The 16230-nt window shown below is 70.7% G+C and carries 13 protein-coding genes; 5 read left to right on the top strand and 8 right to left on the bottom strand.

From position 1 onward, the window contains the following. Window positions 1-2: 2 nt before the first annotated feature. Window positions 3-2198, bottom strand: a complete 2196-nt coding sequence (locus AC5Y31_RS19665; protein ID WP_499982334.1) for an AAA family ATPase — start codon at window positions 2196-2198, stop codon at window positions 3-5. On the opposite strand from AC5Y31_RS19665, the gene AC5Y31_RS19660 reads away from it, so the two are divergent. Next, on the top strand, window positions 2197-2772 hold the full coding sequence (locus AC5Y31_RS19660) for a chorismate mutase (protein ID WP_499982332.1): 576 nt from the start codon (window positions 2197-2199) through the stop codon (window positions 2770-2772). The two genes, AC5Y31_RS19665 and AC5Y31_RS19660, sit on opposite strands and share 2 nt — an antisense overlap. A 1-nt stretch (window position 2773) precedes the next feature. Here the strand turns inward: AC5Y31_RS19660 and pssA are convergent, their stop codons facing one another. The 4 genes from pssA to AC5Y31_RS19640 all read right to left on the bottom strand — a co-directional run bounded on the left by pssA (window position 2774) and on the right by AC5Y31_RS19640 (window position 6701). Next, window positions 2774-3688 carry a CDP-diacylglycerol--serine O-phosphatidyltransferase gene (pssA, locus tag AC5Y31_RS19655; RefSeq protein ID WP_499982328.1) on the bottom strand — a complete coding sequence of 305 codons (915 nt, stop codon included), beginning with the start codon at window positions 3686-3688 and terminating at the stop codon, window positions 2774-2776. Then, a complete protein-coding gene (locus tag AC5Y31_RS19650) occupies window positions 3685-4392 on the bottom strand; it encodes a phosphatidylserine decarboxylase (RefSeq protein WP_301631821.1) in 708 nt (235 codons plus the stop codon). The genes pssA and AC5Y31_RS19650 overlap by 4 nt, the downstream gene beginning before the upstream one ends. 153 nt (window positions 4393-4545) lie before the next feature. Further along, complete coding sequence (gene moeA / locus AC5Y31_RS19645) at window positions 4546-5763, bottom strand: molybdopterin molybdotransferase MoeA (RefSeq protein WP_499982323.1); 1218 nt, start codon at window positions 5761-5763, stop codon at window positions 4546-4548. A gap of 14 nt (window positions 5764-5777) precedes the next feature. After that, the gene (locus tag AC5Y31_RS19640) at window positions 5778-6701 is read right to left on the bottom strand and encodes an SDR family NAD(P)-dependent oxidoreductase (protein WP_065023401.1); all 924 of its coding nucleotides are present in this window, start codon (window positions 6699-6701) and stop codon (window positions 5778-5780) included. 80 nt (window positions 6702-6781) lie between these two features. Here AC5Y31_RS19640 and AC5Y31_RS19635 point away from each other — a divergent pair, with 80 nt between their 5' ends. Continuing rightward, window positions 6782-7294: a PH domain-containing protein gene (locus AC5Y31_RS19635; protein ID WP_109470684.1), complete on the top strand. Its 513-nt coding sequence runs from the start codon at window positions 6782-6784 to the stop codon at window positions 7292-7294. 20 nt (window positions 7295-7314) lie between these two features. On the opposite strand, the gene AC5Y31_RS19630 is transcribed toward AC5Y31_RS19635, so the two are convergent. Next, window positions 7315-8226 (bottom strand): TIGR03619 family F420-dependent LLM class oxidoreductase, encoded by a 912-nt coding sequence (locus tag AC5Y31_RS19630; RefSeq protein WP_065023402.1) that lies wholly within the window; start codon window positions 8224-8226, stop codon window positions 7315-7317. A gap of 84 nt (window positions 8227-8310) precedes the next feature. Continuing rightward, window positions 8311-8934 carry an NADPH-dependent F420 reductase gene (locus AC5Y31_RS19625; protein ID WP_499982318.1) on the bottom strand — a complete coding sequence of 208 codons (624 nt, stop codon included), beginning with the start codon at window positions 8932-8934 and terminating at the stop codon, window positions 8311-8313. 97 nt (window positions 8935-9031) lie between these two features. Between AC5Y31_RS19625 and AC5Y31_RS19620 the strand changes: the two genes are divergently transcribed. From AC5Y31_RS19620 to AC5Y31_RS19610, 3 genes are all read left to right on the top strand, one after another. Continuing rightward, window positions 9032-9514: a MarR family winged helix-turn-helix transcriptional regulator gene (locus AC5Y31_RS19620; RefSeq protein ID WP_499982316.1), complete on the top strand. Its 483-nt coding sequence runs from the start codon at window positions 9032-9034 to the stop codon at window positions 9512-9514. Window positions 9515-9617: 103 nt separating this feature from the next. Then, window positions 9618-11093: a PH domain-containing protein gene (locus AC5Y31_RS19615; protein WP_499982386.1), complete on the top strand. Its 1476-nt coding sequence runs from the start codon at window positions 9618-9620 to the stop codon at window positions 11091-11093. Between the two features lie 359 nt (window positions 11094-11452). After that, window positions 11453-14416: a PGRS repeat-containing protein gene (locus tag AC5Y31_RS19610; RefSeq protein ID WP_499982315.1), complete on the top strand. Its 2964-nt coding sequence runs from the start codon at window positions 11453-11455 to the stop codon at window positions 14414-14416. Window positions 14417-14518: 102 nt separating this feature from the next. Here AC5Y31_RS19610 and AC5Y31_RS19605 read toward each other — a convergent pair whose 3' ends face one another. After that, window positions 14519-16216 carry a DEAD/DEAH box helicase gene (locus tag AC5Y31_RS19605; protein ID WP_065023407.1) on the bottom strand — a complete coding sequence of 566 codons (1698 nt, stop codon included), beginning with the start codon at window positions 16214-16216 and terminating at the stop codon, window positions 14519-14521. Window positions 16217-16230: the final 14 nt, after the last annotated feature.

Raw genomic sequence — 16230 nt, 5'->3', positions numbered from 1 at the left:
AGTTAACGCGCCGCGGCGAAGCAGCGCAGCGTCTCGATCTGAGCGGGATCCAGTGAGGGCCGGACGTTTTCCCGCGCCGCGGTGATATCGGTATTGGTGACGTCGGCGGCGTCGATGGAGCGCCGCATCGCGGTCAGGGCCGCTTCGCGCAGCAGCGCCACGCAGTCCGCGGCGCTGTAACCGTCCAGATCGGCGGCCAAGGCGTCGAGGTCGACGTCGTCGTGCAGCGGCACGGACTTTCCGGCCACTCGCAGGATCTGCCGGCGGGCGTCGGCGTCCGGAGGCTCGACGAACACCAGCTTCTCCAACCGGCCCGGCCGGGTCAGGGCCGGGTCGATCAGCTCCGGCCGGTTGGTGGCGCCGACCACCACCACGTCGCGCAGCGGGTTGACGCCGTCGAGTTCGGTGAGCAGCGCGGCCACCACCCGGTCGGTCACCCCGGAGTCGAAGCTCTGCCCGCGCCGCGGCGCCAGGGCGTCGATCTCGTCGAGGAAAACCAGCGACGGCGCGGAATCGCGGGCGCGCTGAAACAGATCCCGCACCGCCCGTTCGCTGCTGCCCACCCATTTGTCCATCAGCTCGGCGCCTTTGACGGCGTGCACGCTGACCCGCCCGGATCCGGCCAGGGCGCGCACCACGAAGGTCTTGCCGCAGCCCGGCGGCCCGTAGAGCAGCACGCCGTGCGGCGGGTCGACGCCGAGGCGGGTGAAGGTGTCGGGGTGCTGCAGCGGCCACAGGATCGCCTCGGTCAGCGCCTGTTTGGTGGCTTCCATGTCCCCGACGTCATCGAGGGTGACCGAGCCAACGGAGACCTCGGCGGCGGCCGAGCGGGACAGCGGCCGGATCACGCTGAGCGCACCGGCCAGATCGTCCTGGGTCAGCACCGGCTCCTCGCCGCTGTCGCTGGCCCGCGACGCCGCCCGCAGTGCCGCTTCGCGCACCAGCGCCGAAAGATCTGTTGCCACGAAACCCGGTGTGCGATCGGCGATCTCATTAAGATCCAGGGTATCGGTGGGCACCGATTTCAGCATTCCGCCCAGCAACGCGGCGCGGGTCGCGCCGTCGGGCAGGCTCAGCCGCAGCTCCCGGTCGCACAGCTCCGGGGCGCGCAGCCGAGCGTCGACCCGGTCCGGCAGCGCGGAGGTGGCGATGAACGCGACCCCGTCGGAGGCGACGGCATTGCGTAGCTCGGCCAGAATCAGGGTGCTCACCGGCTCGGGGGTCTCCGGCAGCAGCGCATCGATGTCGGTGATCAACAGCACCCCGCCGCCGTCGCGCACTCCCGTCACGGCCGAGCGCACCGCCGCCAGTCGCTCGTCGGGAACCCTCGCCCCGATCTCGGGGCCGTCGAGCTCGACCACCCGCCGGCGCGCACACACCGCCCGCACCAGCGTGGACTTGCCGACCCCGGGCGGGCCGGACACCAGCGCGCCGAGGTTGGTGCCGGCGTTGAGCGTCTTGAGCAAATGAGGCTCGTCCAGGGCCAGCTTGAGCCACTCGGTCAGCTTGTCGGCTTGTGCGGCGCAGCCTTTGAGGTCGTCGACGCCCAGCGGTGCGGATGCGGTGGCCACGATCCGATTCGACGGCGCGACTGCGGTGCCGTTGCCCCAGGCAACCGAGGAGTTCGGTTGCACGCTGACCGGTCCGGCCGGGTCGACGCCGGTGACCGTCAACAGTTCCGAGGTCCAGCTGATCCCCACCGCTGAGGCCAGCGCGGTGGTGGCCGCGGACGTCGAGGTGCCCGGACCCAGATCGCGCGGAAGCAGCGATACCGCGTCACCGACGGTCAGCACCTTGCCCAGCAGCGCCTGGCGCAAAGTGGCCGGCGAGACCGACTGCGAGGCCAGCTTCGACCCGCTCAGCGTCACCGAGCGGGCGCCGTAGACCGTCACCGCTGCTACCACCACCTCGGTGCCGTCCCGCAGACCGGCGTTGGACAGGGTCACGTCGTCGAGCAGCACCACGCCGGCCGGCGAGCCCGTCTCAGCCAATCCGGCCACCGCTGCCGTGGTGCGCGAACCGGTCAGCGACACCGCATCCCATTCCCGAATGCCCAGGGCGGCAATCGCTTCGGCGTGCAACCGGACCACGCCGCGGCGCGAATCCACAGCCGAGGTGTTCAGCCGGGCGATCAGCGTCAGGTGGCGGGAGGAGGTCCGGCAGGCATCGCCGTCCCGATGCTCTTCAATAGAACCCATGCGGCCATTATCGGCATACTGCACCATTCCGGCGTCGGCGATCTGCGCGGTCACCCTGCTGGCGCTACCGCCCACCGCCGGAGCCGATAACCCCAACCCGCTGGCCGAGTTGGTCGGGGCCGCCGCCCAGCGACTGCAGGTCGGCGACGACGTGGCGGCCATCAAATGGCGCACCAACGCTGGCATCGAAGACCCAGCCCGGGTGCAACAACAACTGGACTCCCTGGCATCGGCCGCCGAGACCGAACACCTCGACGTCGGCTACGTGCGCCAGATCTTCACCGACCAGATCGCCGCCACCGAAGCGCTCGAGCACTACCGGTTCGCGCAGTGGAAGCTGAACCCGGCCAGCGCCCCGGCCGCTGCCCCCGACCTGGCGACATCCCGGGCGCGCATCGACGGCTTCAACCACGTCATGCTCACTCAGCTCGGCCTACAGTGGCAGCAGCTGCACGCCCCGGAATGCCCCGCCCACCTCGATGCGGCCATCAGAGACGTCAGCGCGGCGCGGCGATTCGACGAGTTCTCCCGGCAGGCGTTGTCATCGGCGACGCGGGAGTACTGCGCCGGGTAACTCAGCGACCGGGCTTGCGCAGCCGCAGCCGTGCCATCGACTGCCCGCTGGGCCGGCGGATGCCCCGCCGCACACCCGGGCGGCGACTCGGCTGCGACCGGCGGATCTCCCGGCGCGCGGCCCGGCGCTCCCGGGGCGCGTGCTCCCAGGCCTCCGGGTGCGCGGCCACCCAGCGCTGGCTGCGCACCGAGAACGGAATGGTGCACAGGTACGTCACGATCAGCACCAGCACCAGCACATAGGGGAACAGGAACGCCGCCGCGGCCACCAGGGCCAGCACCGCCAACAGCGGCGCGGCCAGGTGCGGCGGCACCGACACCGCGTGCATCTTGCGCATCGGGATGCGGCTGACCAGCAGCAGCGAGGTGGCCACCACCCAGGCGCAGGTGAACCACTGCGAAGTCCACCAGCCGTCGCCGAACTGCAGTTTCGCGGCCAGCAGACCCATCAGCGTGATGGCTCCGGCCGGCGCGGGCATGCCGACGAAGAACTCGCGGGTGTAGGCCGGCAGGGTGGCGTCATCGAGCAGGGTGTTGAACCGGGCCAGCCGCAGCACCACGCACACCGCGTAGAGCAGCACCACGATCCAGCCCGCCGGCTGCGTCGACAGCAGCGACACGTAGATCACCACCGCCGGGGCCACCCCGAAGTCGACGGCGTCGGCCAGCGAATCGATCTCAGCGCCCATGCGTGACTCGGCATCCAGGATGCGGGCTACTCGGCCGTCGAGACCGTCGAGAATGGCCGCCGCCGCGATCAGCGCCATCGCCACGTGCGGCTGACCGTCCAACGCGTACTTGATCGCGGTCAGGCCCGCACAGATGGCCAGCACCGTCATCGAGCTGGGCAGGATGTGCAGACCCACCGGACCCCGGGCGCGGGACGCTGGGACGGCCTGATGGGGGGTGGCCGTCATGGCAGCTGGGCCAACACGGTCTCACCGGCGATCATGCGCTGACCGACGCCGACCAGCGGCTGCGTCCCGACCGGCATGTAGGTGTCCAGCCGTGAGCCGAACCGGATCAGCCCGTAGGTGTCACCGATCGCCAGGTGATCGCCGGGCCGGGTGTCGCAGACGATGCGCCGCGCCACCAGCCCGGCGATCTGCACCGCGATCACCTCGGCGCCGTCGGCGGTGCGGATCCGCACACTATTGCGCTCGTTGTCTTCGCTGGCCTCGGCGCGGTCCGCGGACCCGAACTGGCCGGCCCGGTGCCGCACGTCGAGTACCTCACCGCCGACCGGGGCCCGCTGCACGTGCGCGTCGAACACCGACATGAAGATGCTGACCCGCGGCAGCGGAGTGTCGGGCAGGTCGAGTTCGGGGGGCGGGGTGGCGGTGTCGACCAGGCAGACCATGCCGTCGGCGGGGGCCACCACCACTCCGGGGCGGGTCGGCGGCACCCGCGGCGGATGCCGGAAGAACCCGGCGCTGGCGCCGGCGGCCAGCAGCCCGGCGCCGCGCAGCCAGCGCTGCTTGCGGCCCAGCGCCGCCACGCCCAGCGCGCCGGCGACGAACGGCACGCCGGCGTGGTGCATCGGCGGCACCGTCGTGCGCACGAGCTCGATCAGGTGTCGCAGACCGCCGGGATCATCCGGCGGGCGGGGTCGTCTGGCCATCCGGCCATCTTAGAAGCTGCCGGCGGTCCCGGCTTCGGCTCATGCGGCGGTTCCGGCTTCGGCTCTCCTTCGTCGGGCCTTGCTGAACCGCCGGGCTCATGCGGCGGTTCCAGCTTCGGCTCTCCTTCGTCGAGCCTTGCTGAACCGCCGGGCTCACCCGGTCAGGTCCCAAACCTCCACCGGGGTGCCCGTCGGCAGTTCGGTCACCTCGTCGGCGATGTCGAGCAGGCAGTTGGCCGACGCCAGGTAGCGCAGATGGTGCGAGGCCGGCGGGCCGTAGTTGGTGACGGTCCCGGTCTCATGGTCGAGCAGGCCGCGCCGGAACTGCCGCCGGCCGGCCGGGGAGGTCAGCGTCTCGCTGAGGATGGCGGTGCGGCGCGGCCGGTCCGGTGTGGGCAGATCCATCGCGCGGCGCAGCGCGGGGCGAACGAACACCTCGAAGGACACCTGCGCACTGACCGGGTTGCCGGGCAGGGTGATGATCGCCGCTTCACCGACTCGCCCGATGCCCTGCGGCATGCCGGGCTGCATCGCCACCTTGACGAAGTCCACACCCTGATCGCCGTCCCGGCCGAAGACGTCCTTGACCACCTCGTAGGCGCCCGCGCTGACCCCGCCGCTGGTGATGATCAGGTCCACCGCGCCCTCGCGCACGCCGTAGCGGTCGAGCACCGCGGTGAACGCGGCGGTGTCGTCGGCGACGGTCGCCGCGGCCACCACCTCGGCGCCGGCCTCCCGCACCGCGGCGGCCAGCATCACCCCGTTGGACTCATAGATCTGTCCGGGCGCCAGCGGGGTTCCCGGCTTGACCAGTTCGGTGCCGGTGGAGATCACCAGCACCCGTTGCCGGGGCCGCACCGTCAGCTCGGGCAGGCCCAGCGCCGCGGCCAAACCGGCCGCCGGCGCACTGACGAGCTGGCCGGCCCACAGCACGGTGGCACCTTCGGCGACGTCGCCGCCCGCGCGGCGGATATGACGTCCCCGGGCGGTGGCGGCACTGATCTCCACCACCTCGGTACCGCCGTCGGTGGCCTCGACGGGAACCACGCCGTCGGCGCCGAACGGGATCGGTGCGCCGGTCATGATGCGGTGCGCGGTACCGGGTTGCAGCGAGGGGATGTCGGTGCGCCCGGCCGGAATGTCCTCGGCCACCGGCAATTTCACCGGGTTCTCGGGTGTCGCCGCGGCTACCTCGTCGGCAAGTACGGCGTAGCCGTCCATGCCGGAGTTGTCGAAGACCGGCAGGGAAATCGGCGCGATCACATCCGCGGCCAGCACCAGTCCGTCGGCATCGGATAGCGAAAGCGTGACCGGCGGACGCGGACGGATCAAGTCCGCGACAGCGCGCTGATGTTCCTCGACAGAACGCATCCCGACATTTTGGCCTACACCGGGAAACTGATTCCTGTCAGCTCCTCCGAGACCGCCCACAGCCGCTGTTGGAGCTCGACGTCGTGCGCCTGCTTGCTGGCATCGACCAGCTTCGGGTGGCCGCGCTGCTCACCGATGCCGCTCGGGCCGTAGTACTGCCCGCCGGCCACTTTGGTGTCGGTGGCAGCACGCAGCGTCGGCAGCGCGCCCATCGCCGCGCTCTGGACGACCAGCGGCATCAGCAACCGGTCGGCCGGACGCAGCAACGGCGGCAGGTAGCGGGTCAGCTCGGTGTTAGCGGTGCCGGGGTGCGCGGCGACGGCAATCGTCGATTTGTGGTTGGCGGCCAGCCGCCGCTGCAGCTCGTAGGTGAACAACAGGTTGGCCAGCTTGGACTGCCCGTAGGCGGCGATCCGGTTGTAGCCGTTCTCCCACTGCAGGTCGTCGAAGTGGATCGCCGCCATGATCCGGTGGGCCATGCTGCTGACCGTCACCACGCGCGAACCCTTCACCCGCATCATCCGGGGCAGCAGCAGGCCGGTCAGCGCGAAATGGCCCAGATGGTTGGTGCCGAACTGCAGCTCGAACCCGTCGACGGTGGTCTGTTTAGGGGTGTACATGACACCGGCGTTGTTGATCAGCAGGTCGATGCGGCGGTGAGCGGCGCCCAGCGCTTCGGCGGCGTCGCGGACCGACGCCAGCGAACTCAGGTCGAGCTCCTGCACGGTGACCGTGGCGTGCGGGCAGGCCGTGGTGATGCTTTCGGCTGCCGCTCGGCCCTTGTCGAGGTCGCGCACCGCCAGCACCACCGCGGCGCCGTGCTCAGCGAGCACCAGGGCGGTGTGATAGCCGATTCCGGTGTTAGAGCCGGTGATTACCGCGACGCGTCCAGTTTGGTCGGGTACATCCTCCGCGGTCCATTTGTCCCGGCTGCCCATCTCGAAAACGATACCGACGTCGGCCAGTTCTGCACGCTCCGGAGATGACAGCGCCGCGACGCTAGGTCATCCTCTGTTGCATGGCGCCCAACGCACATCGTCCCGGGGAGATCACGGTGGCTGATCCCACCAATCCGCCGAGCTCGCGCGCGCCGTTGGTGTGGGCCCTGGTGGGAGCGGTGCCCTGGCTGATGCTGGCCGTGCTGCAACTGGGCTGGGCGCTCGCCGATGAGCGGCTGGCCTGGCTGCACATCGCTGCCTTGGCGGTCACCGCGCTGGGGTTGCTGGTGTCCGCGGTGATCGCGCCGCTGTGGCGGTACCGCGTGCACCGGTGGGACATCAGTGACCAGGCGATCTACACCCGAACGGGCTGGCTGGTCCAGGAGCGCCGGATCGCGCCGATCTCGCGGATCCAGACCGTCGACACCTACCGCGGGCCGCTGGATCGACTGCTGGGGCTGGCCAACGTCCGGGTGACCACCGCGTCCTCGGCGGGGGCGGTCCACATCGTGGCGCTGGATGCGCCGGTCGCCGACCGGGTGGTGGCGCAGCTGACCGACATCGCCTCGCTGGGCGCCGGGGACGCCACCTGAGAAGCGAGCCGGTCCGGCGGCTAGCCGCAACGAGCTAGCTTTCCCCGATCACTCCATCGATCGATCACCTGGCCGGCGAAGTCAAGCATCTGGTCAAGGGTGGGGAACAGCGCGAAGGCATCCACGATCGCCTCATCGGCACCGGACCCGGCGAGGCGCTCGAGTCTGTCGGCAACAGAGCCAACGGATGTGCCCGGTTCGAGATTGATCCGCATGGCCGTCTTCAGCGCGTCCGGATCACGGCCGGCATCCTTGGCCGCACGGCGCGCAATAGCCCACAAGTGGTCGGTGACCTCTTCCTGCAGCCCCTCGACCCCGAGCCAGCCGGTGCCGCTGCGGCCGACCCGGCGCATCGCGGCCTCGCTGGCACCGCCGATCCAGATGGGCGGCCCGCCGGCCTGGACCGGGCGCAGGTCGGCATGGACCGGCGGCAGCGTGAAGAACTCGCTGTCCCAGGACACCGGGGTGGTCGTCCACCACTTCCGCAGGAACGCCAGCAGGTCATCGAGCATCGGCCCGCGCCGGTGCCAGTCCGCGCCGCGGGCGATGTCGTGCTCGTCCTTCATCCACCCGAGTCCCACGCCGACGTCCAGGCGGCCGTCGCTGAGCACGTCGAGCGTGGTCAGCAGCCGGGCCAAGTGCACCGGCTCGTAGTAGAACGTGCTGAGCGTACTGGCGTTCAGCCGTATCCGGTCGGTCGCCGTCGCGGCGACGGTCCACAGCAACACCGGATCGAGGTAGCGGGTCATCTGCGGCGGGTAGGGCTGCTCTTTGCCCGGATAGGTGCTGTGCATATGAACCGGCGTGACCAGTCGATCGCCGACCCACAGCGTGTCGTAGCCGAGGTCTTCGAGTCCGCGGCAGAACGCGCTCAGGTCAGCAGCGCTGCCGATCGCGGGCCCGACGATGGGAAGTGCGAAACCTAGCTTCATCACAAAGATCCTTTCGGTGATCCCTCAACTATTTAGGCGCACAGCGCCCGGTTCGTTCGCGGCTTGGGCCGTCGGTGGCGCGGCTCAGCCGGGGATGGCGGCGCCGAGGGCGAAGTCGTAGTTGCCCACCCCGTGGCGGGCGAGGCCCATCATGACCAGGCCCGTTCCTTCCAGCCAGTGCGCCATGTGCAAGTCGCCGACGTCCAGTGGGCGCAGCTGAAGGCTCTCGATGAACTCCGCGACGTCCGCTTTGGCGCGCGCGTCGTCGCCGGCGATGAACACGTCGAGCGGCCGGCCCTGGGCCAAAACAACACCGAAGATGGTGTTGAAGGCCTTCACCACGCTGGCGCTGGCCGGGGCCGCCTTGGCAACTTCCTGGGCGATCGAGGTGCCATCGGGGATGGCCAGCCCGTCGGCCGCGGCATTGAAGGGGTTGCTGATGTCAACGATGACCTTGCCCGCGAGGGCGTCTCCGTACTGGGTGACGACCGGAACGACATTGGCGTACAACAGGGAAACGATGACGATGTCCCCGGCCGGTACGGCGCCGAACTCTCCGGTCGTGGCGCCGCCGCCGAGAGCCTTGGCCAGGTCAGCGGCCTTGGACTGATCGCGGCCGATGATCTCGACGGTGTTGCCGCCCGCTACCGCCAGTGCGCCGATCGCGCGGGCCATGTTTCCGGTGCCGATGATGCTGATGCTGCTCATGAGGTGTCCCGCCTTGAGTTACGATGGAAAAGGTTGATAGATCAACATTAAACCCGTTTTGTTGATGCGTCAACAAACACAGGAGGCGTGGAGGCGGATGGAACCGAACTGGCTGAGCCCGCGTGAAGACCGCGCCTGGCGGGCCTTCGTGTACGCCCATCAACAGATCGAGGCCCACCTCAACCGGCGCCTGCAGAAGTCAGGCCTGTCCGGGGCCGACTACGAGGTCCTGGCGGTGCTTTCGGCTTCCGACGAAGACCGCATGCCCGCCCACGCACTGTGCAAAGCACTGAGCTGGGAGAAGAGCCGTCTCTCCCACCAGGTGCGGCGCATGCAGAAGGACGGGTTGATCAGCCGGGAGCCCAACCCCGACGACGCGCGCAGCACCATGGTCTGCCTGCTGCCGGCCGGCCGCGCCGCCATCGAGAAGGCGGCACCCGGCCACGTGGACGATGTGCGCCGAAACTTCATCGACCTGCTCAGCCCGGCTGAACTCGACATGTTCGCCGCCCTCAACGAACGAGTTCTGCGCCACCTGGCCACCGCCGACGGCGCTCCCACCGGAGACGAGCCTTCATAGCGGTCACCAGGCAACCTTTGCGGCTACGGTTCCAGGTAGGGCGCGGCGAGAGGCTGACCTGCATGCGCATTTCGCCACGGCACGGAGAAGGCAGATGAACAGCATGCAACGCGCTGAGCAGTGGCAGCGGCTGAGCCCGCGGATGCTGCTGGTGCATCCGCTGCACGAGGCGCTGCGCGAGCTGCCGCTGCTGATCGCGGTCGTCGTATTCGGTTCGGCCACCAATAATTCGGTGTGGGTGCTCGCGGTGGTGTGGGTGATCGCCGTGGTCGGGGTGACGCGCTGGTTCACCACCACCTACCGGATCGAACCGGACCCTGAGGCCGGCCGGGTGCAGCTGCGCTCGGGCCTGCTACGCCGCAAGGTGCTTTCGGTGCCGCGCAACAGGATTCGTTCGGTGGAGACCGATGCCCGGCTGCTGCACCGGCTGCTGGGACTGACGGTGCTGCGGGTCAGCACCGGCCAGCAGGCCGCTGGGGACACCATGTTCGAGCTGGACGCGGTCGAGATCAGCCAGGCGCCGCGGCTGCGCAAGGCCCTGCTGGCACACACCGGCCAGCCGGTCGCCTCCCCGGCGCCGGCTCCCGCGACGGTGCTGGCCCGGTGGCGCCCGTCGTGGTTGCGCTACAGCGCCCTGAATCTGTCCGGGCTGCTGACGATCGGTGCCGCGGTGGGTGCGCTGTACCAGAGCGGAGCCTGGGAGGCACTGGAGGATTCGCCGCTGAGCCGGTTCTGGCGCGACGCCGCCGAGCGGTTCGGGCCGCAGCAGACAGCGGCGGTGATCGCCGCGCTGGTGCTGGTGGCGGCGATCATGCTGGCGGTGCTGAGATCCCTGCTGACCTACGGGAATCTGGTGTTGTCCCGCAGTACCGGGGCGGCCGCCGATGTGCTGGAGTTGAGCCACGGGTTGCTGCGGGTGCGCCAGCACAGCTATGACATGCGCCGGCTGCGCGGCGGAACACTACGCCGGCCCCTGCTGGTGCGGCTGTTCGGCGGCGCCCGGCTGGACGCGGCGATGACCGGCGTCACCGGTGCGGGCGAGTCCTCGATCCTGCTGCCGCCGTGCCCGCGGGCCACTGCCGAGCAGGTGCTGATCGGGCTGGTGGGCGACGCCGTCGCGGTCACCGGGCCGCTGCGCAGGCATGGCCCGGCGGCGGTTCGCCGGCGCTGGACGCGGGCGATGCTGCTGCCGGTGGCGCTCGGGGTGGGACTGGCCGTTGTGGCGGCGGTCGAGGCGGTGCCGACATGGTACTGGCCGGCCTGGGCGGCGCTGATGCTCTGCGCGGCGCTGCTGGCCGCCGACCGTGCGGGTGCCCTGGGGCATCGCGTTGACCCGCAATGGCTTTCGGCCCGTACCGGCAGTTGGGAACAGCGCCGCTACTGCATCGCCACCGCGGGCATCATCGCCTGGACGGTGCGCCAAAGCTGGTTTCAGCGCCGGGCCGGGGTGGCGACGCTGATCGCGGCGACCGCCGCCGGGGTGAAGGCCTACCGGGTGATCGACGTGCCGGAGGAGTGGGCGTGGTCGGTGGCCGCGCAGGCTTCCCCGTGGGTGGCCGACAGCGTGTGGGCGCGATAGCCCCACGGTTTCCGGTCGGCTGGACGCCGCAGAGGCCGGAGAACGAAGATGTCCGCTTGTGGAAACTAAGAGTTTTCTCGTAAATTATTTTCCACGTAAATTTCCTGACGGGTCTCTTGATAAGAGCTCGTGTTCTTGGGCGTTGTGCAGCAAGCCGGGCCACCGGTCGGGGCTGACGAAACGTTAACAAAGTTGTTGCGCGGGCGATTCCACGCAATGACCACGCCAGAGATGTCGCCGCGATAAGGCGAACTTGGGCGAGTTTTAGCTTTATTTCACAAATTGACGGTTGTGTAACCTAAGGTCGTTTATGCTGCGGGCTGAGAGGCAGCTGAGTCCGTTTCGAAAGGGGAGTAGCAATGGGTGAGCGTCGGCGTGAACAGGGGAACAGTCGGGCGCGGGCACGTCGGCGAGACCGCGCGGTAGGTGCCGCCGCCTCGGTCGGGGCGTTCCTGGCGTTCGGGATGGCGCCGTTGGCGTCGGCGCCGGCGGCCAATGCCGACTTCGATGATTTGTTGGCAGATCTGTTCGACCCGAGTGCGTGGGGCAACCTGTCCAACGATTTCGACAGTCTGTTCACCGGCTCGGACTGGGATCTGTCCGGTTCGGCCGACGCGTCAGGGGCGGAGCTGGCCCAGATGTGGGACACCTACTTCTACATGCCGCTGCACGACATGATGCAGGACTGGATCAACTCTGACTTCGGGGCGAGCGTCAACGGGATGATCAACCAGCTGTTCGCGCCGTTCACCGAAGGCTTCTGCGGGATGATCTGCAACGGTGTCGATGGCACCGAGGCCGATCCCGATGGTGGTAACGGCGGGCTGTGGTTCGGCGATGGTGGTGATGGCTGGTCGTCGACGGTGGACGAGATGGCCGGTGGTAACGGCGGGCATGCCGGGGGGATCGGCAATGGTGGTGACGGTGGCGCCGGTGGCCTGGGCGCCGACGGTGGCAACGGTGGCCACGGCGGGGAGATGTGGGGCAACGGCGGCGACGGTGGCGCCGGCGGTGCGGCGACCGCGGCCCTGGCCGCCGGTAACGGAGGCAACGGCGGTTCCTCGGGTCAGGCCCAGGACTTCTTCGGCATGGGCGCGATCGGCAACGGCGGCGACGGTGGTATCGGCGGTGCTGGCTGGAACGGGACGACCGGCTCATTCGCCAATGGCGGGGATGGCACCGGTGCCAACGGCACCAACGGTGGTAACGGCGGCAACGGGGGCGCCGGTTCGTCGATCCTGGGCATCGGCGGCAACGGCGGTACTGGCGGCGCGGCCGGCAACGGCGGCAACGGCGCGGCCGGGACCGTGGCGAACCTCAACGGCGGCGCGGGCGGCAACGGTGCGGCACCGGGCACCGGCGGCAAGGGCGGCCTGGGAGCGAGCTTGTTCGGCGGCAGCGGCAGCGACGGCACCCTGGGCGGTGGCGGCAACGGCGGCAACGGCGGCAACGGCTACGACGCGGCCACCGATGCCAATGCGGTGGCCGGTGCGGCCGGCGGTAACGGTGGCGCCGGTGGCAACGGCGGCGCGTACGGCAACGGTGGCAACGGCGGGGCCGGCGGCAACGGTGCGAACGGCGCCGCGGGTACCGCGGGCACTGCCACCGACCTCGACGGCGGCAACGGCACCGACGGCGGCCTCGGCGGCAGTGGCGGTAGTGGTGGCTTAGGCGGAGCCAACGCCGGTAATGGCGGTGTCGGTGGAGCCGGTGGCGCGGGCGGTAACGGCGGTAAGGGCGGCGACGGCGTTCAGGGCACCAACGGCGCCGACGCCGAGGCCGGCAGTGGCGCCGACGGCGGTGACGGCACCGACGGCGGCAGCGGCGGCAACGGCGGTACCGGCGCCAACGGCGGCGCCGGCGGTGCCGGTGGTGCGGCACAGGCCGACGGGTACAGCAACGGTGCCGTAGGTGCCGGCGGTGTCGGCGGCAACGGCGGAGCCGCGGGCAACGCCGGTGACGGCGGTGACGGCGGAGCCGGCGCCGCAGGAGGAACCGGAACCATCGCGGGCAGCGGTGGTAACGGCGGCAACGCCGGAGACGCGGGTACCGCGGGCGGCGCCGGCAGCGGCGGGCTCAGCGGTGACGGCAGCACCACCGCCGCCGACGGCACCGCCGGTGCGGCGGCCACCGGAGTCGGCAACGGCGGTAACGGTGGGGCGGGCGCTGACGGCCAAGTGGTCACCGTCGGCAACGGCACCATCGCCCAGGACGGCGGTAACGGCGGCGCCGGTGGCGCGGCCGGGGCGATCGGCAACGGCGGCAGGGGCGGCGCCGGCGGTAACGGCGTGGACGGCACCGGCGGCAACCCGCCGGCGCAGAACATCCCGCCGGCGGCCGGAAACGGCACCGACGCCCCCACCACCGTCGACGGCAGTGGCGGTATCGGGGCCGACGGCGGCGCCGGCGATCCGGGTGCGGCGGTCGGGCAGGCCGGCGGCAACGGCGGGCTCGGCGGCGGCTTCGCGAACGCCGCCGAAGACGCCACCGGTGGTAACGGCGGGTCCGGAGGTAGCGGTGGTCTCGGCGCGTCCGGTGGAAACGGCGGGGGTGGCGGCACCGTATTCGGCGCCGAGCTGGGCGTCAACGGCACCGGCGGGGACGGCGGTACCGGCGGGGACGGCGGGGCCGGCGGGGCGGGCGGCAACGGCGGTATCGGCGGCAACGGCGACGTCAACACCGGCAACGGTATCGGTGGTAACGGTGGCGACGGCGGCAACGGCGGCACCGGGGCAGCCGGCGGTAACGGTGGCAACGGCGGTTACGGCGATACCGATGGCACCGGCGACGCGACCGGCGGTACCGGTGGCAATGGCGGTAACGGTGGCGACGGTGCCAGCGGCACCAGCGGCAGCAACGGAGGTGCCGGTGGAGCGGGTGGAGCCGGCGGCACGGTGAGTGGTGTCGGCGGTGACGGCGGTGCCGGTGGTAGCGGCGGCAACGGCGCGGACGGCGACGTCGGCGGTGCCGGAGGTAACGGTGGCACCGGCGGTGCCGTCAGCAACGGGAACGTGAGCACCGCCGGTGACGGCGGTGACGGCGGTACCGGCGGGAACGGCGGGAACGGCGGTGACGCCGGTAGCGGTGGCAACGGCGGAAATGCCGGCCACGGCGCCGACGGCGCGGGTACCGCGGGTGCTGGTGGCGCGGCCGGTACGGCCGGGACCGGCGCGGCGGGCGGTGACGGCGGTTCCGGCGGAGCTGCGGGTCAGGTCTCGCAGGGCAACACCGTCATCGACGGCACCGACGGCTCGGACGGCTTGGGCGGCACTCGGGGCACCGACGGCACCGCCGGCCAGGGCGGCACCGACGGTCAGCCCTGACCCGCTTTTCTCTGGCGAGAACGCGAAGGCCCCCAAATCAACGGCGATTTGGGGGCCTTTCGCTGGGGGCCTTAGCGTTTGCTCGCGCGGGTGAGGAGGGGACTACAACTGCCGGATCGCCTCGATGCGCGCCCGCAGCTGATCCGACGTGGCCGCCGCCACCGGCGGGCCGCCGCAGATCCGGCGCAACTCGTTATGGATCCAGCCGTGCGGCTTGCCCAGCCGATGGTGCGCCGCCGACACCAGCGCGTTGAGCTCGTGACGCAGCGCCCGCAACTGGCCGTGCGTGGTGGTCACCGGCACCGGAATCCCGCCGGCGGCGGCCACTTTCGATCGCCGGTCTAGCTGTTCTTCTTGGCGCTGGCGCAACAGATCGCGCATCTGGCTGGCATCCAGCAGACCGGGGATGCCCAGATAGTCGGCTTCTTCGTCGCTGCCGGCCGGGGTGGCGGTGCCGAACGAGGCGCCATCGAAGATCACCTGGTCCAGCTCGGCGTCGGCCCCCAGCGACTCGAAGGCGTTCTCCAGTTCGGAGCGCTCGTCGCGCCGCCGCCCGGCCTCGGTCAGTTCGTCATCGCCGAAGGCCTCCCGGTGCGGCTTGCCCAGCACGTGATTGCGTTGCTGTTCCAGCTCACTGGCCAAGCCCAGCAGCGACGGCACCGACGGCAGGAAGATGCTGGCCGTCTCACCCGGCCGCCGCGACCGCACGAACCGGCCGATCGCCTGGGCGAAGAACAACGGGGTGGACGCACTGGTGGCGTACACGCCGACGGCCAGCCGCGGCACGTCGACCCCTTCGGAGACCATCCGCACCGCCACCAGCCACCGGCTGGTGGCCGCGGAGAACTGCGCGATCTTGTCCGACGCGCCTGCGTCGTCGGAGAGCACCACGGTGGGTTCCTCGCCGGTGTGCTGTTTCAGCAGCACCGCATAGGCGCGGGCCGCTTTCTGGTCGGTGGCGATGATCATGCCGCCGGCGTCGGCCATGCCGCCGTCACGCAGCTGGCGCAGCCGCTTGTCCGCGGCGGTGATCACTGCCGGCATCCACTGCCCGGCCGGGTCCAGCGCGGTACGCCAGGCCCGGGCGGTGTGCTCGGCGGTCAGCGGCTCGCCCAGCCGGGCCGCGTGCTCCTCGCCGGCGCTGTCGCGCCAGCGGGCCTCACCCGAGTAGGCCATGAACACCACCGGGCGCACCACCCCGTCGGCCAGCGCCTCGGGGTAGCCGTAGCTGTCGTCGGCCACCGAGCGCAGTGCACCGGTGCCGTCGGGCTCGTAGTTGACGAACGGGATGGGACTGTCGTCGCTGCGGAACGGGGTGCCGGTCAGCGCCAGCCGGCGGGCGGCATCGTCGAACGCCTCCCGGATGCCGTCGCCCCAGCTTTTGGCGTCGCCGCCGTGGTGGATCTCGTCGAAGATCACCAGGGTTCTCGCGGCCTCGGTACGCACCCGGTGGCGGGCGGGGTGGCTGGCGACCTGTGCGTAGGTGACGACGACGCCGTGGTACTCCGAGCTGGTCTGCGCGTCGGAGTTGGAAAACCGTGGGTCCAGCGCGATGCCGTGTTCGGCGGCGGCGGTCGCCCACTGCACCTTGAGGTGATCGGTGGGCACCACGATCGTGATGCGCTCGACGGTGCGGTCGGCCAGCAACTCGGCGACGATCCGCAGCGCGAACGTCGTCTTGCCGGCGCCGGGGGTGGCCACCATCAGAAAATCGCGCGGCTTGGCAGTCAGGTAGCGCACCAGAGCCCGGCGTTGCCAGCCCCGCAAAGCCCGGGTGCTGGGCGCTGCGTCAGCCCGCACCCGGTCTCCTATCT

The organism is Mycobacterium sp. NGS18 (genome assembly GCF_059813185.1).
This window is presented reverse-complemented; position numbering and strand designations above follow the sequence as displayed.

Excerpts from the sequence above, each read along its gene's own strand:
- AC5Y31_RS19635 (WP_109470684.1), top strand. The coding sequence starts at position 6,782 with ATGGCGCCCAACGCACATCGTCCCGGGGAGATCACGGTGGCTGATCCC.
- AC5Y31_RS19665 (WP_499982334.1), bottom strand. The coding sequence starts at position 2,198 with ATGGGTTCTATTGAAGAGCATCGGGACGGCGATGCCTGCCGGACCTCC.
- AC5Y31_RS19615 (WP_499982386.1), top strand. The coding sequence starts at position 9,618 with ATGCAACGCGCTGAGCAGTGGCAGCGGCTGAGCCCGCGGATGCTGCTG.
- AC5Y31_RS19650 (WP_301631821.1), bottom strand. The coding sequence starts at position 4,392 with ATGGCCAGACGACCCCGCCCGCCGGATGATCCCGGCGGTCTGCGACAC.
- AC5Y31_RS19610 (WP_499982315.1), top strand. The coding sequence starts at position 11,453 with ATGGGTGAGCGTCGGCGTGAACAGGGGAACAGTCGGGCGCGGGCACGT.
- AC5Y31_RS19630 (WP_065023402.1), bottom strand. The coding sequence starts at position 8,226 with ATGAAGCTAGGTTTCGCACTTCCCATCGTCGGGCCCGCGATCGGCAGC.
- pssA (WP_499982328.1), bottom strand. The coding sequence starts at position 3,688 with ATGACGGCCACCCCCCATCAGGCCGTCCCAGCGTCCCGCGCCCGGGGT.
- AC5Y31_RS19620 (WP_499982316.1), top strand. The coding sequence starts at position 9,032 with ATGGAACCGAACTGGCTGAGCCCGCGTGAAGACCGCGCCTGGCGGGCC.
- AC5Y31_RS19660 (WP_499982332.1), top strand. The coding sequence starts at position 2,197 with ATGCGGCCATTATCGGCATACTGCACCATTCCGGCGTCGGCGATCTGC.
- AC5Y31_RS19625 (WP_499982318.1), bottom strand. The coding sequence starts at position 8,934 with ATGAGCAGCATCAGCATCATCGGCACCGGAAACATGGCCCGCGCGATC.
- moeA (WP_499982323.1), bottom strand. The coding sequence starts at position 5,763 with ATGCGTTCTGTCGAGGAACATCAGCGCGCTGTCGCGGACTTGATCCGT.
- AC5Y31_RS19640 (WP_065023401.1), bottom strand. The coding sequence starts at position 6,701 with ATGGGCAGCCGGGACAAATGGACCGCGGAGGATGTACCCGACCAAACT.